Annotated in this window: 19 protein-coding genes; 9 read left to right on the forward strand and 10 right to left on the reverse strand. The window is 63.8% G+C overall.

Going from position 1 to position 14,940, the window contains the following annotated elements; genetic code table 11:
- The first annotated feature begins 12 nt into the window (after positions 1-12).
- Positions 13-693 carry an HPP family protein gene (locus JQK15_RS04640; RefSeq protein ID WP_017499134.1) on the forward strand — a complete coding sequence of 227 codons (681 nt, stop codon included), beginning with the start codon at positions 13-15 and terminating at the stop codon, positions 691-693.
- 25 nt (positions 694-718) lie between these two features.
- On the opposite strand, the gene JQK15_RS04645 is transcribed toward JQK15_RS04640, so the two are convergent.
- The 3 genes from JQK15_RS04645 to JQK15_RS04655 all read right to left on the reverse strand — a co-directional run bounded on the left by JQK15_RS04645 (position 719) and on the right by JQK15_RS04655 (position 2,206).
- Positions 719-1,225, reverse strand: a complete 507-nt coding sequence (locus JQK15_RS04645) for a DUF3617 domain-containing protein (protein ID WP_004209910.1) — start codon at positions 1,223-1,225, stop codon at positions 719-721.
- An 80-nt stretch (positions 1,226-1,305) separates the two neighbouring features.
- Positions 1,306-1,599 carry an HNH endonuclease gene (locus JQK15_RS04650; RefSeq protein ID WP_214863730.1) on the reverse strand — a complete coding sequence of 98 codons (294 nt, stop codon included), beginning with the start codon at positions 1,597-1,599 and terminating at the stop codon, positions 1,306-1,308.
- Between the two features lie 40 nt (positions 1,600-1,639).
- Positions 1,640-2,206 (reverse strand): DUF3617 domain-containing protein, encoded by a 567-nt coding sequence (locus tag JQK15_RS04655; protein WP_214863733.1) that lies wholly within the window; start codon positions 2,204-2,206, stop codon positions 1,640-1,642.
- Between the two features lie 208 nt (positions 2,207-2,414).
- On the opposite strand from JQK15_RS04655, the gene JQK15_RS04660 reads away from it, so the two are divergent.
- The 5 genes from JQK15_RS04660 to JQK15_RS04680 all read left to right on the forward strand — a co-directional run bounded on the left by JQK15_RS04660 (position 2,415) and on the right by JQK15_RS04680 (position 6,859).
- Positions 2,415-3,434 (forward strand): LysM peptidoglycan-binding domain-containing protein, encoded by a 1,020-nt coding sequence (locus tag JQK15_RS04660; RefSeq protein ID WP_214863735.1) that lies wholly within the window; start codon positions 2,415-2,417, stop codon positions 3,432-3,434.
- On the forward strand, positions 3,421-3,849 hold the full coding sequence (locus tag JQK15_RS04665; RefSeq protein ID WP_097385272.1) for a hypothetical protein: 429 nt from the start codon (positions 3,421-3,423) through the stop codon (positions 3,847-3,849). Before JQK15_RS04660 ends, JQK15_RS04665 begins: the two co-directional genes overlap by 14 nt.
- Before the next feature lie 50 nt (positions 3,850-3,899).
- Positions 3,900-6,077, forward strand: a complete 2,178-nt coding sequence (gene uvrB / locus JQK15_RS04670) for an excinuclease ABC subunit UvrB (RefSeq protein WP_169862773.1) — start codon at positions 3,900-3,902, stop codon at positions 6,075-6,077.
- 205 nt (positions 6,078-6,282) lie between these two features.
- A complete protein-coding gene (locus tag JQK15_RS04675) occupies positions 6,283-6,567 on the forward strand; it encodes a type II toxin-antitoxin system RelE/ParE family toxin (protein ID WP_214863737.1) in 285 nt (94 codons plus the stop codon).
- Entirely contained in the window at positions 6,539-6,859 is a 321-nt protein-coding gene (locus JQK15_RS04680; RefSeq protein ID WP_202902421.1) for a HigA family addiction module antitoxin, read from the forward strand. Before JQK15_RS04675 ends, JQK15_RS04680 begins: the two co-directional genes overlap by 29 nt.
- Positions 6,860-6,871: 12 nt before the next feature.
- Here JQK15_RS04680 and JQK15_RS04685 read toward each other — a convergent pair whose 3' ends face one another.
- From JQK15_RS04685 to pip, 3 genes are all read right to left on the reverse strand, one after another.
- Positions 6,872-7,186 carry a hypothetical protein gene (locus tag JQK15_RS04685; protein WP_037490849.1) on the reverse strand — a complete coding sequence of 105 codons (315 nt, stop codon included), beginning with the start codon at positions 7,184-7,186 and terminating at the stop codon, positions 6,872-6,874.
- A gap of 85 nt (positions 7,187-7,271) precedes the next feature.
- Positions 7,272-7,685, reverse strand: coding sequence for an SPFH domain-containing protein (locus tag JQK15_RS04690; RefSeq protein WP_214863739.1), 414 nt, complete (start codon positions 7,683-7,685; stop codon positions 7,272-7,274).
- A gap of 21 nt (positions 7,686-7,706) precedes the next feature.
- Positions 7,707-8,648 (reverse strand): prolyl aminopeptidase, encoded by a 942-nt coding sequence (gene pip, locus JQK15_RS04695; RefSeq protein ID WP_214863741.1) that lies wholly within the window; start codon positions 8,646-8,648, stop codon positions 7,707-7,709.
- Between the two features lie 59 nt (positions 8,649-8,707).
- Here pip and JQK15_RS04700 point away from each other — a divergent pair, with 59 nt between their 5' ends.
- Entirely contained in the window at positions 8,708-9,835 is a 1,128-nt protein-coding gene (locus tag JQK15_RS04700; RefSeq protein ID WP_251007540.1) for a nucleoside hydrolase, read from the forward strand.
- A gap of 3 nt (positions 9,836-9,838) precedes the next feature.
- Here the strand turns inward: JQK15_RS04700 and JQK15_RS04705 are convergent, their stop codons facing one another.
- From JQK15_RS04705 to JQK15_RS04715, 3 genes are all read right to left on the reverse strand, one after another.
- Positions 9,839-10,243 (reverse strand): Rap1a/Tai family immunity protein, encoded by a 405-nt coding sequence (locus JQK15_RS04705; RefSeq protein ID WP_214863743.1) that lies wholly within the window; start codon positions 10,241-10,243, stop codon positions 9,839-9,841.
- 10 nt (positions 10,244-10,253) lie between these two features.
- Positions 10,254-10,931: a hypothetical protein gene (locus tag JQK15_RS04710; protein WP_214863745.1), complete on the reverse strand. Its 678-nt coding sequence runs from the start codon at positions 10,929-10,931 to the stop codon at positions 10,254-10,256.
- Positions 10,932-11,048: 117 nt separating this feature from the next.
- Positions 11,049-11,348, reverse strand: coding sequence for a hypothetical protein (locus JQK15_RS04715; protein ID WP_004209889.1), 300 nt, complete (start codon positions 11,346-11,348; stop codon positions 11,049-11,051).
- A gap of 222 nt (positions 11,349-11,570) precedes the next feature.
- Here JQK15_RS04715 and JQK15_RS04720 point away from each other — a divergent pair, with 222 nt between their 5' ends.
- Positions 11,571-12,326: a class I SAM-dependent methyltransferase gene (locus tag JQK15_RS04720; RefSeq protein ID WP_214863747.1), complete on the forward strand. Its 756-nt coding sequence runs from the start codon at positions 11,571-11,573 to the stop codon at positions 12,324-12,326.
- 28 nt (positions 12,327-12,354) lie between these two features.
- On the forward strand, positions 12,355-13,062 hold the full coding sequence (locus tag JQK15_RS04725; RefSeq protein ID WP_214863749.1) for a 2OG-Fe(II) oxygenase: 708 nt from the start codon (positions 12,355-12,357) through the stop codon (positions 13,060-13,062).
- 180 nt (positions 13,063-13,242) lie between these two features.
- Here the strand turns inward: JQK15_RS04725 and JQK15_RS04730 are convergent, their stop codons facing one another.
- Complete coding sequence (locus JQK15_RS04730; RefSeq protein ID WP_214863750.1) at positions 13,243-14,847, reverse strand: M20/M25/M40 family metallo-hydrolase; 1,605 nt, start codon at positions 14,845-14,847, stop codon at positions 13,243-13,245.
- Positions 14,848-14,940 lie beyond the last annotated feature (93 nt).

Raw genomic sequence — 14,940 nt, forward strand, 5'->3', positions numbered from 1 at the left:
GGAATATCCGCAATGAATCTTTTCAAGCCGCTGCTGGCCGGTGCCCGCCCGATCGACCGGATGATCGCGGGCCTGGGCGCGGCAATCGGCATCAGCCTGACCATATTGGTATGCAGCCAGTTGCCGTTGCATGCCGGCGACCTGCCGATCATCGTCGCGCCGCTGGGCGCGTCGGCCGTGCTGATCTTCGCCGTGCCGGCGAGCCCGCTGGCCCAGCCCTGGTCGGTGGTGGGCGGCAATATCCTGTCCAGCCTGATCGGCGTCGCCGCCTATCAGTTGATCCCCGACATGATGGTCGCGGCCGGCGTGGCGGTGGGCCTTGCGATAATATTGATGAGCCTGCTGCGCTGCCTGCATCCGCCCGGCGGCGCCGCCGCGCTGACCGCGGTGATCGGCAGCCAGGGCATTCATGATGCGGGCTATGCCTTCGCCTTTGCGCCGGTCGGGATCAATTCGATCGCTCTGGTGTCCCTCGGCCTGTTCTTTCACCGCCTGTCGGGACACAGCTATCCGCACCAGCCGGTCGCGCCGCCGGTAATCGCCGACAAGATGCGCGCGGAGGCGGGCTTTCATCTGGAGGATATCGACAAGGCGCTGGCCGAACTGCCCGACAATTTCGACATCAGCCGCGCCGACCTCGACCTGCTGCTGTCGCGGGCGGAAATCCACGCCCAGGCCCGCCGGGCGGACTGAGGCCCACCCGGATCGGTGCCGCCGGTCAGGCCGGGCAGTCGCCGTCGCGCTTGCCGGACAGGTCGTGGGTGGTGCGCAGCACCGGCTTGCCGCCCTGCGTCTTGGTCATGGTGGTGCCGAAGGTCAGCGTGTCTTCGGTAAAATTGCCCTCGACCACGATTTCGGAGGTGCCGGCGCCCGCCTTGCAGGCGAGGGTCGCAATCAGCCGGCCCTTGCGCACCATCTTGTCCTTGTAGCTGCAATCGCTGCCTTCCGCCCCGGCCAGCGCATCGGCGTCGGGCACGCCGGCGGCATCGACCTTGATGCAGATCTTGTCCTCGCTCACCTGCTTGAGCGCGGCCTGATATTCCTCCGCCGTGACGGTGGGGGTGTTGTAGCCGGTGGTCTTGCGGCTGAGCGTCCATTGCCCACTCTTCATCATCGCCGGCGCGGCCTCCTCCTCCTGCGCGGGCGGAGCGGCCGGTTCGCTGCCGCAGGCGGCAAGGGTCAGGCTGGTGGCCAGCAAGCCGCCCAGCGTCAGAATGTCACGCATATCCTCTCCCCGTTCGTTCCACGGCGGCACGCTCTACCGATGCGCGCGCGGGCGCAAGGGAAATTATCGCGCCCGCCCCTTCATCGCCGTCGGCGCCCGGCGGACAGGGTGGGCGCATGGAAATCGGCCGGCTTGTCGGCGATCCAGGCGAGGAAGCGGGCGATGGCGGGATGGCTGCGCAAGGCCATGGCATCGGCATAGGCACGCGCCAGTTCCGCGTTGGATAGGGTGGCATGGATGGTGCGGTGGCAGATCGGATGGACCGGCACCATCTGTCGCCCGCCCCTGCTCTTGGGCACGGGATGATGCCATTCGATCCGCGCGCCGAGCGGCCGGGTGCAGAGCCAGCAGCCTTGTCCCTCCCCCTGCGTCACCCGGCCAGGTCGACGCCGCAGCCCATGAACGCGACCGTTCTCATTGACCCTCCGAACAGTCCGGACCGATCCAGCGGCCCTCCGACCTTGCCTTCATCACCATCTCGACGCCGTTGGGCAAGCCCGTCTGCCGCATATCCATCTGCACCGCATAGCTGTCGGGCGCATAGATGCCGGCCATCGTCATGCTGCTGGTGCCGCCATCGCGTTGGCAGGTGACATTGCCCTTCACCGTGCCGCCGCGCACGGCGAAGTCGCTGTAGCGGCAATCCTTGCCCGGATCGCCGGAAAAGGCCCGGCCGTCGGGATGGGCGGCCTGCTCGGGCGTGACGCAATAGCGCAGAGTGCGGTTCATCGCCTGCTGCATCTGCTGGCGCGCCGCCGCGGGCATCGCCTCACCGCCGCTCATGTCGATCCGCTCCATCACGAAGCGCCCTTCCCACTGGCCGGGCTTTAGCTGCACCTTCTCGACTTGCGCGACGGCGGCGTCATGGCTCATCGCATCGGTCGCGGCGATCTGTGTGTCCTGGCTGGCGGGCGGCTTGTTGCATCCGGCCAGCGCCGCGAGCGCGCAGGCCAGCAGGCCGTTGGTCAAGGCTTTGGTCATCACCGGCTTCCCCTGGCATATCTTGGCAGAAGCGACCCTTTATCTGGCCCAGACTTAGCAAGCGGCGGCGGGTCTGGATATCGGGATTATTGCGATCCGGGGCGGCCGGGCGTGGTAAGGTGGCGAGGTGCGCCCTTATATAGCTTGTTCTTGATTTGTTCACAATGTCATGGTAGACGATCCGGTCATCAATGGGGGAGGCGTGTCGATGACCGAGAGGGAGTCTATTCGATCCAATCGCGAAACCGCATTCAGTCTTTATCTCCGCACCGGTCGACGTATCGGGCCGGACGCGATCGAGGTGAAATTCAATCCCTGGCATGACGAGGAAAACGGCCGCTTCACCTTCCGTGGACAGGGCCGCTATTTCGGCGCCACGGGTGGCAACGCAAATGCGCCTTCGTCCCGTCCCGGTGGCACCGGCGTCGCACGGCCATCGTCACCGTTGGCGACAAGGCGAAATGGTGCGCCCGATCGCGATCGCTTTCGCGCCGATCACCCCGCCAATCATTCGCTCTACATGGTCAAACAGGGCGACACGCTCAGCCGTATCGCCGCCCAGCGCCAGGGGCTGACGGCTGCGGACCTCGCCTGGCTGAACAACATGCCGCTCGATCGCCCCTTGCAGATCGGACAACGGCTGAAGCTGCCACATCAGACCTATCTGGATGCGGGGCGGGCAGCCAAGAACAAGGTCGTCGCCCTTGCCCATTATATGGATACGCATGGCGGGGACTTGCCGCCCGATCCGGCTGATCCGCCGTCGCTGGAAAGCCAGCTACTGAACTCGAACTGGCAGCGGGAAGTGAGAAATGGCTATGCGTTCGATATCGACGTCATCGCTCGCCCCAGAGAAATTATTGCCGAACTTACGGATGGACCGATCGCCAAACGCTCCCGCCAAGCGCAAGCTCAGGCAGGTCAGCCGGATCGTCGCCCCGGTGACGATGGCGGTCATTTCATTGCTGCCCGTTTCAACGGTCCCGGCGACAGCTTCAACCATTTCGCCCAGGATCGGAATTTCAATCGAGGCGCCTACCGCGCGATGGAAGATGGATGGGCCAAGGCTTTACGCGCAGAAAAAAGGGTCATCGTGGACATTGTGCCACTTTATGAGGGAACCTCTAAGCGCCCCTACCACCTTACCGTTACCTGGTATGTCGATGGCAGGAAACGCGTCCGAGAGTTCGCGAATGAGGCGAAAGGCGAGGTCAATGGGATCCGATAAGTTGGAGAAGCTGGGGCCGCTCATGAACGAGATCGGGCAAGAGCTTGCTGAAACTGTGGGAGGCGATCCTAATGGCGTGTTTCTCTATGTCGAAATCGGTGAAGGATGGGTCGACATCAGCATTTTCAAGGATGAAGGCAAAATTGTGCGTTGGTACGATTCACAACGAACGAATTTGGCCGACCTTATATGGGAAGCCTGGTATCTGGAACCCGACGACCCCAACATGCGCTGGTCAGTGTTGGAATATGAGGTCAGAGACAGGAAATTTCATGTCAGCCTGAAATATCCTGAAGAAGTGAATGTCGAGATTGTCGATGACGAGCGCCGCGAGACTGTCCTGCGCGCGCGGTTCGGTGACAAGCCGGTGATCTATCCGCCGCCGCCCAAGAGCGCGTTCGAATTGCAGCCCTGACTTGCCAGGGCGCGGATTGCGCCCTTGCCCAAAGGCCCCATATTACGCCCATGTCGATCCAGATCCGCACCAGCCTTGACGAACCCGAAACCGGCCAGGACTTCGTGCCGCACCGGCCCGCGCGCCCGGAGAAGAGCGAGGGTGGACGCCCCTTCACCCTGGTCAGCGACTATGAACCGTCGGGCGACCAGCCGACCGCCATCGCCGAACTGGTCGCCGCGGCGGAGCAGGGCGAGAAGGACCAGGTGCTGCTGGGCGTCACCGGGTCCGGCAAGACCTTCACCATGGCCAAGACGATCGAGGCGTTGCAACGGCCAGCGCTGATCCTGGCGCCCAACAAGATATTGGCGGCTCAGCTCTATGGCGAGTTCAAGAGCTTCTTCCCCGACAATGCGGTCGAATATTTCGTCAGCTATTACGACTATTATCAGCCCGAAGCCTATGTCGCGCGGTCGGACACCTATATCGAGAAGGAAAGCTCGGTAAACGAAAGCATCGACCGGATGCGCCATTCGGCCACCCGCGCGCTGCTGGAGCGGGACGATGTCATCATCGTCGCGTCCGTCTCCTGCCTCTATGGCATCGGGTCGGTCGAAACCTATTCGGCCATGACCTTCTCCATGAAGAAGGGCGGGATCGAGGACCAGCGCGAGATCATCCGCAAGCTGGTGGCGCTGCAGTATAAGCGCAACGATGCCGGTTTTGCGCGCGGCAATTTCCGCGTGAAGGGCGACAATCTGGAAATCTTCCCGTCCCATTATGAGGATACGGCCTGGCGGATCAGCTTCTTCGGCGACGAGATCGAGGAGATTGTCGAGTTCGATCCGCTGTCCGGCAGGAAGGTCGCCAGCCTCGATTATGTGAAGGTCTTTCCCAACAGCCACCATGTGACCCCCGGCCCGACCTTGAAGCAGGCGATGGAGGCGATCCGCTTCGAGCTGACCGAGCGGCTGAAGGAACTGGAGGCCGAAGGCAAGCTGCTGGAGGCGCAGCGGCTGGAGCAGCGCACCAATTTCGACCTGGAGATGATCGCGGCGACAGGGAGTTGTGCGGGGATCGAGAATTACAGCCGCTTCCTGACCGGCCGTTTGCCCGGCGAGCCGCCGCCGACTTTGTTCGAATATCTGCCCGAAAATGCGGTGCTGTTCGTGGATGAAAGCCACCAGACCGTGCCGCAGATCGGCGCGATGGCGCGGGGCGACCATCGGCGCAAGATCACGCTGGCCGAATATGGCTTCCGCCTGCCAAGTTGCATCGACAATCGGCCGCTACGCTTCAATGAATGGGACGCGATGCGGCCGCAGACGGTCAGCGTTTCCGCTACCCCCGGCCCGTGGGAGATGGAGCAGACCGGCGGCGTGTTCAGCGAGCAGGTGATCCGCCCCACCGGCCTCATCGACCCGCCGGTCGAGATCAAGCCGGTCGAGGACCAGGTCGACGACCTGATCAACGAATGCCGCAAGGTCGCGGCACAGGGATACCGTACGCTCGTCACCACGCTGACCAAGCGGATGGCCGAGGATCTGACCGAATTCATGCATGAGGCGGGGATCAAGGTCCGCTACATGCATAGCGACGTCGAGACGCTGGAGCGTATCGAGCTGATCCGCGATCTTCGCCTGGGCGTCTATGACGTGCTGATCGGCATCAACCTGCTGCGCGAAGGGCTCGACATTCCCGAATGCGGGCTGGTCGCGATCCTCGACGCGGACAAGGAAGGCTTTTTGCGCAGCGAGACATCGCTGATCCAGACGATCGGCCGCGCCGCCCGCAATGTCGACGGCCGCGTCATCCTCTATGCCGACCGGGTGACGGGCAGCATGGAACGCGCGCTCAACGAGACGTCACGCCGCCGCGAAAAGCAGCAGGCCTATAATGATGCGCATGGCATCACGCCCTTCACCGTGAAGAAGAATATCGGCGACATCATCGCCCATGTGGCATCCAAGGATCAGGTCACGGTCGAGACGGGGCTGGAGGATCGCCCGCATCTCGTCGGCCATAATCTGCGCGCCTATATCGAGGATCTGGAGAAGAAGATGCGCGCGGCAGCGGCCGACCTGGAGTTCGAGGAAGCCGGCCGCATCCGCGACGAGATCCGCAAGCTGGAGGCGGAAGAACTGGGCCTGCCGGCGGACCAGCAGGTGGCCGCACCGCGCGGCCGCGCGACCGAAGGCAAGCCGGGCACACGGAAAGGCCGGTTCGGGAAGACGCAAAGAAAATTTTAGGCGCTCAATTCGACAAAATTTTCCACCTAAGATACTGAAATTATTAGCTTTATGGTTAACTGAAATTAGAGGAATCGCAGGCTTTTTTCTATATTTTACAGATGCTTGCAGGTGGTAAAAAGTCGGCCGATGCGGCAAAACCCTCTTGTAGACACATCATTATTTTGGACTATGAAAAGGCTTGCTCTGAATTCAGGACAAGCCGATGATCCGCTCCTTCGCCAATCCCGAGACCGAGAAAATCTGGAATGGTGAACGCAGCCGCAAGCTGCCTTCGGATATGCAAGACCGCGCGCTTTCTAAGCTGAAGCTGCTCAACCGCGCCCGCACCCTGGACGACCTGCGCAACCCACCCAGCAACCGCCTGCACGCGATGAGCGACGATCGAGCCGGGCAACATTCAATTTCCATCAACATGCAATGGCGTATATGCTTCGTCTGGAAAGACGGACACGCGCATAATGTCGAAATCACCAACCACTACCGATAACCCTGACTGGCTGCATAATGCGCATGTCGGCGAAATGCTGTGGCTGGAGTTCATGGAACCGCTGGATATGACCACGGTGGAACTGGCCACCGCGATCGGTCTGCCGGTGGATCGCGTGCAGGCCGTGATTGACGGCGACCATCCAATGGACGGTGAACTCGACCTTCGATTGGCCCGCTATTTCCGTATGTCGGAAGGTTTTTTCCTGGGCCTCCAGATCGACTATGAACTGCTGGAAGCCAAGCGGGCGCTTAACGGCGAACTGGATCGCATCGTCCCGCGCGCCGCCTGACGCCTTTCCCGCTTAATGCGTCCGGCTGGTCACCTTGGCGGTGCCATCGGGCAGGATTTCGATCAGATGCGCGGTCTGGTTGTCGCACTGGGCCTTCCAGCCCTTGACGCCCGGCCGGATTTCGGCGCGTTCCGAGCCGGTGACCGAGGGGCAGGCGACGCCCGATGCCTTGATCGCCTTTTCCAGCACGCCGTTGCGCAGGTCGGGGTCGAGCTTGGCGACTTCAGCCGCCGCACCCGTTTCGGGCATGTTCCGGTTCTCGACCGCCGTCACCTCATCGCCGCCGCCACAGGAGGCGAGAAACAGCGCCGTCGCCAGCAACATCATAGTCCGCACGTCTTTTCCTCCGTCAACTTCATCGCGCCATTCGAGACGTCAGCCTCTCAACAAAGGCGCAGCAGAAAAATATCCCTCAATTGGCCTGGCCGGGCGCGCGCGGCGTGAGCCGGCTGCTTTCAAGCAACGGCAATCCGCCTTCGGTCGGCACATAGATGAGGCTGGCATCCTTGTTGTCGATCGCCTGGATCTGCAGATAGCGCAGATAGCCATCCGGCCCGCCCAGGCTGTCCTGCAGAATGCGGTTGGCCCGTGCGGCACCCTCGGCCCGAACGACTTCGGCATCGGCCAGCATCTTGGCGCTTTCCAGCTTCGCGCGCGCTTCCAGCACCGCGATCTGGCGCGAGGATTGCGCCTCGGCAAGTGCGGCGCGGCCGGCCTGTTCCTTGCTGTAGACATTGTAGCTGGGGCAGCCCCACAATATACCGGACAGCGTCACGCCGATGAGCAAGGCGAGACCCAATATGCCGGTTCCGGTCAGTCGCACCATGCCTTCCCCCTGTGACGCGGATTAACCCGCAAATCCGTCGGTCGCACGGATCAGCGCGTCCAATATGCCCGGTTCGTTGAACGCATGACCGGCGCCTTCGATCATTTCGAAGCGCGCCTGCGGCCAGGCGCGGTGCAGCGCCCAGGCGGTTTCGGCCGGGCAGGCCATGTCGTAGCGGCCCTGGACGATGACGCCGGGAATGCCCGCCAGCTTGCCGGCCTCGCGGATCAGCTGGCCGTCCTCCAGCCAGCCGCGATGGACGAAATAATGATTTTCGATCCGGGCGAAGGCGAGTGCGAAATCATCGCCCTCATGGGTAGCGGACAGCGCGTCGTCGGGCAGCAGGCGAATGGTCTCGCCTTCCCAGACGCTCCAGGCCTTGGCGGCGGCGACCTGCGCGGCGCGATCATCACCGGTCAGGATGCGGCGATAGGCGCCGACCATGTCGCCGCGATCACCTTCGGGAATCGGTGCCACGAAGCGTTCCCACTTGTCGGGATAGATGCGGCTGGCGCCCTGTTGATAATACCAGTCGATCTCTGACTGGCGGATGGTGAAGATGCCGCGCAGCACCAGTTCGGTGACGCGCGCGACATGCGCCTGCGCATAGGCCAGTGCCAGGGTCGAGCCCCAGCTACCGCCGAAGACCAGCCACTGGTCGACGCCCATCATCTCGCGCAAGCGCTCGATATCAGCGACCAGATGCCAGGTGGTGTTGGCTTCGAGGTTGGCGTGCGGGGTCGATCGGCCGCAGCCGCGCTGGTCGAACAGCAGCACGTCATAGCGGGCGGGATCGAACAGGCGGCGATGATCGGGCGATATGCCGCCGCCCGGCCCGCCATGCAGGAAGACCGCAGGCTTGGCGCCGGGCGTGCCGGACCGTTCCCAATAGAGGCTGTGGCCATCGCCTACGTCAAGATGACCAGTGGCGTAGGGTTCAATCGGCGGATAGAGGCTGCGCATGACACCGTCCTAACAGGCGGCGGGACGAAGCGAAATGGGGGTTTGACGCAATGCGGACGATGAAGATCATGCTGGGCGCGCTGGCGCTGATGCTGGGCGTGCAGGGCGCGAATGCCAAGCCCGCCGCGCCGGCAAGCCCCAAGCGGCTGGTGATCGTCGATGACGACATGATCGGCCTCAACGGCGTGCCGCTGCTGTTGCTGCAAAGCCCGGATGTCGAGGTGCTGGGCATCACCACCACCAGCGGATCGGTGTGGCGCGACACGGCGACCGCCTATGCGCTGCGGACGTTGGAGATATTGGGCCGGACCGACGTGCCGGTGGTGCCGGGCGCGACCTTCCCGCTGCTCAACAGCGCCGAGGCGACCAAGCGCTGGGAAGGCCAATATGGCCGGCTGGTGTTCAAGGGGCCATGGACCGATTACTGGCCGGGCGACACGATCCAGGAGCATCCCGGATCGACCGATCCGACCAAGGTGCCCGACCTGCCGATCGGCAACCCCAGGACGAAGCCGAGCGCAGAGATTGCCGCCGCCTTCCTGGTCCGGATGGTGAAGGCGCATCCGGGCGAGATCACCCTGTTCGCGACCGGGCCGATGACCAATATCGCGATCGCCCAGAGCCTGGACCCCAGCTTTGCCGCCAATGTGAAGGAAATCCTTTATATGGGCGGCAGCCTGGCCCCGCATCAGGTGCTGGAAGGGCCGTCGGCCGAGCAGTTCGCCCGCGAATTCGTCAACTCGCCGCGCCGCGAGTTCAACATTCGCTGGGACCCCGAGGCGGCGAAGATCTTTGCCCATGCGCCGTGGAAGAAGATCACGATGATCCCGGTCGATCCGTCCACCGGCACGCAATGGACCCGCGCCTTCCTCGACGGGCTGAAGCCCGCCCATACCCCGCTGAGCGAGCTGTTCCAGACCGGGCTGGAACCGGGCTATCCGATGTGGGACGAGATTGTCGCCATGGCCTGGCTGAACCCGGAGATCGTGACGAAGGACGAGACTTTGTGGGTCGATTTCGAGACCAGCCAGACGGCGGCCTATGGCGACACGCTGTCCTGGACGGAATCCTATCGCCCGCATCTGGGCGAGCAGGCGCAGCGCGTGATCCTGTCGGTCGACCGGGCGAAGATGGAGGCGGCGATGGCGCGCCTCTACATGCGCCCCGTCGGCAAGGCCGCTAAATAAGCGCTATTTCCGTTTCTTTTTCACGCTGGGCCTGGCCTTTGCCTTGGGGCAGGGCCAGGCCTGGCGCGTGGCGGTGAAGACAAGGGCGGAGGCGGACTGGGCGCGCTTGTCCGGATTGGCCCGCAGATAGTCGACGGTGGCGCCCTTCAGCTGGTTGAGCGTCACATCGGCGGGGATGCAGCTTTTGAGGCCATTCACCTCGCGCGTGGTGTTGAACGCATCGACCGCCCCGGCGACATAGCCGACGCATTCATAGCTTTTCTCGAAAAAATCCTTGGCATTGCGGTCAGCGGTGCAGCTTTCGAACAATGCCTCGCCGGAATAAAAGCCGGCCTGCGCGCTGCCCGGCGACAGGCCCGCCGCCGCAACCAGTATCAGGCCGCTTGCCCTCCGGATCATCATGCGCATGGCTCCCGCCTTATGAGGATGCGTCCGCCTTCCGATAAGACTGGTGGACATGCAGGGGAGGGAAAACCGCTTCGAGCGGCTTTGTGTCCGGCAGCACATAGACATAGCCGCCCTTTTTTAGAAATTGCGGGCGCAAGCCGCGATTATAGAAGGCGATCGGCACGTTGATGCAGCCAAAGGTGATGCGATTATCGTCGATGGTCGGCGACAACATGCGCTCGCGCCGCTTTTCCTTGGGATTACCCTTGGGGATGGTGTGCATCGCGACCGAGGTCGCATAATCGACCCACAGCACGCGTTGCTTGCCCGCCGCCAGGCCGAATTTGGCGAGAAAACGCCCGGCCGGGGTGGTCTTTTCCGCCGGACCGATCTCCGCCAGGCTCTTCTTGCCGACGCCCGGCGTGGCATCATCTCCGGGCGCGATGCCGATCAGCACCGGCGCATCGGCCAGCGCCTTGCCCCTGGCATCGAACAGGAAGACATGGGCCGCCTGCTTGTCGACGATGGCATAAGGCAGGCCATGATTGTCGCCGGTCGCGGCGATCCAGTCGATCACCCGGCGCGCATCGGGCGATCGCGGGGTTTCAGGCGCTGGCTTCTCGGACACGGGCGCTTCTGGCGCGGTCGCCAGCGCGGGAGAGACACCGAACAGCGCCAGCATCGCCAGCGCCCATGGGAATTTGTGCATGGATGAGCATATCCGGGAATGGGGCCGGCGCCCCCCATGAAGCGGGGGCGCCGGCACAGGATCGGGACCAGCCCGACCGGATCGGTAGCTTGATCGGCTACGTGATCAGTTGCGCGATCAGTTTCTGGCGCGCTTGGTCTTGGCTTCGCGCATCTGCTGCTCGACACCGTCGACGCGGGCGTTCAACTGATCGAGGCGCTGACCGTTATTCTGGGCCTGACCGGCGGCCGACTGGGCCTGGGCCAGAGCCTGCTGTGCCGTGCCGTCGGTGGTCTGCAGCTTGGCGTCGAGCGCATCGACGCGCTGGTTCACGGTCGCCACCTGTTCGCGCACGAAGGATTTCGTGGCACAGCCACCCAGCCCCAGCGAGCCCACCAACACCATGGCAATGGGGGCTAATTTCATCGGGTGCGACATCATTTTCTCCTTATCATCTGCCCCCGCGCCGTCCCAAGCCGAGCCCGTTAACCATGACAATATGATTGGGCCTGAACGTGCATGTGGAGAGCCGAGTGGACGCGGCAGGCCTGCCCCGCCCTTCGACCAACGACCGGAATCGATCGACCGGCATCGGCGCGGATCGTTGAACGGATGCGCGATCGGGAGCATGCTGGCCCGCCTTCCATAAGGGGACAATCCATGCGCCTGATGCTTGCCCTGGCCCTGAGCGGCCTTGCCCTGTCCATGCCGATCATCGCCACCGCCAAGACGGATCTTGCCGCCGCCGTGGCCGACCCCAAGCGGCCCGCCGACGCGCGCGCGCTGGACGAAAGCCGCAAGCCGGCCGAGACGCTGGCGTTCCTGGGCCTCAAGCCCGGCATGAAGGCGGCCGACATCATGACCGGATCGGGCTATTGGGCGGAGATCATGGCCGATGCGGTCGGCCCCAAGGGCAAGATGACCGGGTTCGAGCCCAGCCAATTCTACGCCAGCGAGGAAGAGAAGCCCAAATGGGCGGCACTGGTTGCGCGCCGGCCGGAGGTCGACTGGGTGCGCTATCCGTTCGAGGCCTTCGCGGCAGCGCCCGACAGTTTCGACTTCAGCATCATCAATCTGAGCTACCATGATCTCTACTGGCAGTCGGATAAGTTCGGCATTCCGCGCACCGACCCCGATGCCTTCGTGAAGACGCTCTATGCCGCGACCAGGCCGGGCGGGATCGTCGGCATCATCGACCATGTCGGCCCGGCCGGCGACACGCGCGCGGTGGTGGACAGACTGCACCGGATCGATCCGGCCGTGGTCAAGGCCGATTTCCTGCGCGCCGGATTCGTGCTGGAGGCGCAGAGCCCGCTGCTCGCCAATCCGGCCGACGATCACAGCAAGCTGGTGTTCGATCCTGCCATTCGCGGCAAGACGGACCGTTTCCTCTACCGCTTCCGCAAGCCCAAATGATCCGCCGGATTTGAACGCAAGGCGCGGGATGACGCCGCGCCGCGCGCCGCCCATGCTGCGCACCATGGACCTGACCGACCTTGACCTTCATGGCGCCGCGCGCCTGCCTGCCCTGCTTTCCCCGGACCAGTGCGACGCGATCGTGGCGCTATGGGATCAGCCCCATGCCTTCCGCAAGGAGGTGGTGATGGCGCGCCATGGCTATGGCCGGGGGCGCTATCGCTATTTCGACTACCCGCTGCCCGAGCCGGTCGCCACGCTGCGCGAAGCACTTTATCCGCCGCTGGTAGAGGTCGCCAATCGCTGGGCGGCGATGCTGGGGAGCGATGCGCTCTATCCCGCGCGCCACGCAGATTTCCTCAACCAGTGCGCGCTCGGTGGCCAGGACAAGGCGACGCCCTTGCTGCTGCGCTATGAGGCGGGCGACTGGAATGCGCTGCATCAGGATGTCTATGGCGCGACCATCTTCCCGTTGCAGGCCGCGATATTGCTGTCGGAGCCGGAGGCGGACTTCACCGGCGGCGCCTTCATCCTGACCGAGCAGCGCCCGCGCATGCAGTCGCGGCCCGAAATGGTACCGCTGCGCAAGGGCGATGCCGTGGTCTTCCCGGTGCGCGAGCGGCCGGTGATGGGCACGCGCGGCGTCCACCGGGTGCAGATGCGCCATGGCGTCAGCCGGCTCCTGTCCGGCATGCGCCATACGCTGGGCATCATCTTCCACGACGCCCAGAGCTAGGGCCAATCGACATTCAGCCCTGACGACCTGCAAATGGCGGTTCTCCGCGCTTCCGGTGCTCACGTACTTTAAGTACGCTGCGCTCCGGGTCACGGAAAACCACCATTTTCGTCACGTCATCATCTGAATGTCGATCGCCCCTGGGCGGGGTGGCGACACCGCCGCCCTGCACCTCTTGAATCAATCCAGCGCCGGATCCTCATATTTGAACGGATCGCTGACCGCCGGCTGGGTCGGCAGCGGCATGCGCGGCAGGGTCTTGTCGCTGTTCGCGGCCTGCAGCAGCATGCCGGCGAGGACGACCGCGCCCTGGCGCATATCCTCCGCCTTCAGATGATCGAAGGTGTCGATGCCGCTGTGATGGACCCGGCTTTCATAGTCGAGCGGATCCTGGATGAACTGATAGCCCGGCACGCCGATCGCCTGCATATATTCATGATCGGTGCCGCCGGTCGGCTGCGACACGACATTGCCCGCGCCCATGCTGGCAAAGGGACTGAGCCATTCGCGCAGCAGCGAGACGGCGGCGACATTGCGTTCGGCATAGAGACCGCGCAGCTTGCCCGAGCCATTGTCGATGTTGAAATAGGCCTTGAGGTCCGCATAGCCGGGCTTGGGCGTGATCGGGAAACGGGTCTTGTAGCGGAAATACATTTCCTCCCGCCCCTGTTCCTCCTTCGGCCCCGGTGCGCGGGTGGCGAGATATTCGTCGACATAGGCCATGGAGCCGAACAGCCCCTGTTCCTCGCCCGACCAGAGGGCGAAGCGGATCGTGCGCTTGGGCTTGATGCCGAGTGATTTCAGGATGCGCGCAGCCTCCATGATCATGGCGCTGCCCGCGCCATTGTCCGCCGCGCCGTCGCCTGCGACCCAGCTGTCGAGATGCGCGCCAGCCATGACATAGCCGGCCTTGGGATCGCTGCCGGGAATATCGGCCAGGATGTTGTAGGCGTTGACGTCGCTGTCATCGAAACGGACGTCGCTGTTGATTTCCAGCACCGGCGCCGGGCCGGTCTTGGCGAGGCGGGCGAGGCGGCGATAATCCTCCGCCGCGATTTCGACACCGGGCAGCGCGGGCGTGTCGCTGACGCCGAAATCATAGCCTTCGCCATGCAGCAGCTTGCCGTCGCGATAGGATTGCCGCGCCCATCCGACCGCCCCCTCGGCCTTGAGGAAGGCCTCCAGCTTGCGGGTGAAGCTGAGCCGCTTCATCAGCCGCTCCAGCGACGCGGGATCATTCTTGGGCTGCTCGAACCTGTCGAGCTTCTCGATATCCTCGCCCTTGAGCCGCAGGAAGGCGGCCTCGTTCGGCTCGTCGCCGGTGCCGGGCAGCGACACCAGCACGATCTTGCCGGCGAGCTTGCCGCGCCAGGCGTCGAAATCGCGCTCCTTCTTCATCGGCGCGACGATGATCGGCGCACTCAGCACGCCATTGGTCGGCGGCGTCCAGGCGATCGGGATAGCGGTGAGTTGGATCGGGCGTGGGCTGATCATCTTCACCGAGGAGCCGGCAATCCACCAGCCGCGACCGAAGCGAAAGCCCTGCTTGCGGACATTGGACAGGCCCCATTGGCGAAACTGGTCGGCGGTCCAGGCTTCCGCCTGCCGCATTTGCGGCGAATTGGTCATGCGCCCGCCAATATCGTCGGTCAGATGCTGGGCGATCTGCATCACCTGGCTGTGGTTCAGCCCTTCGTCGATGACGCGGTTGAGATCGTCGGCCTGCTGCGCGGCGACCGGTGCGGCCAGGCACAGCAAGGGCAGCAGGATGATGGAATGGCGCATATAATCCCCCTTCGTCCGGCCGTCAGGCGCGGCCGCGAAAGCCCGTCTATGCCCGACTGACGCGGGATCGCAAGTGAGGCCGATCACGCTCCG

This window comes from Sphingobium sp. BHU LFT2, assembly GCF_018604485.1.
GTDB lineage: Bacteria > Pseudomonadota > Alphaproteobacteria > Sphingomonadales > Sphingomonadaceae > Sphingobium > Sphingobium yanoikuyae_A.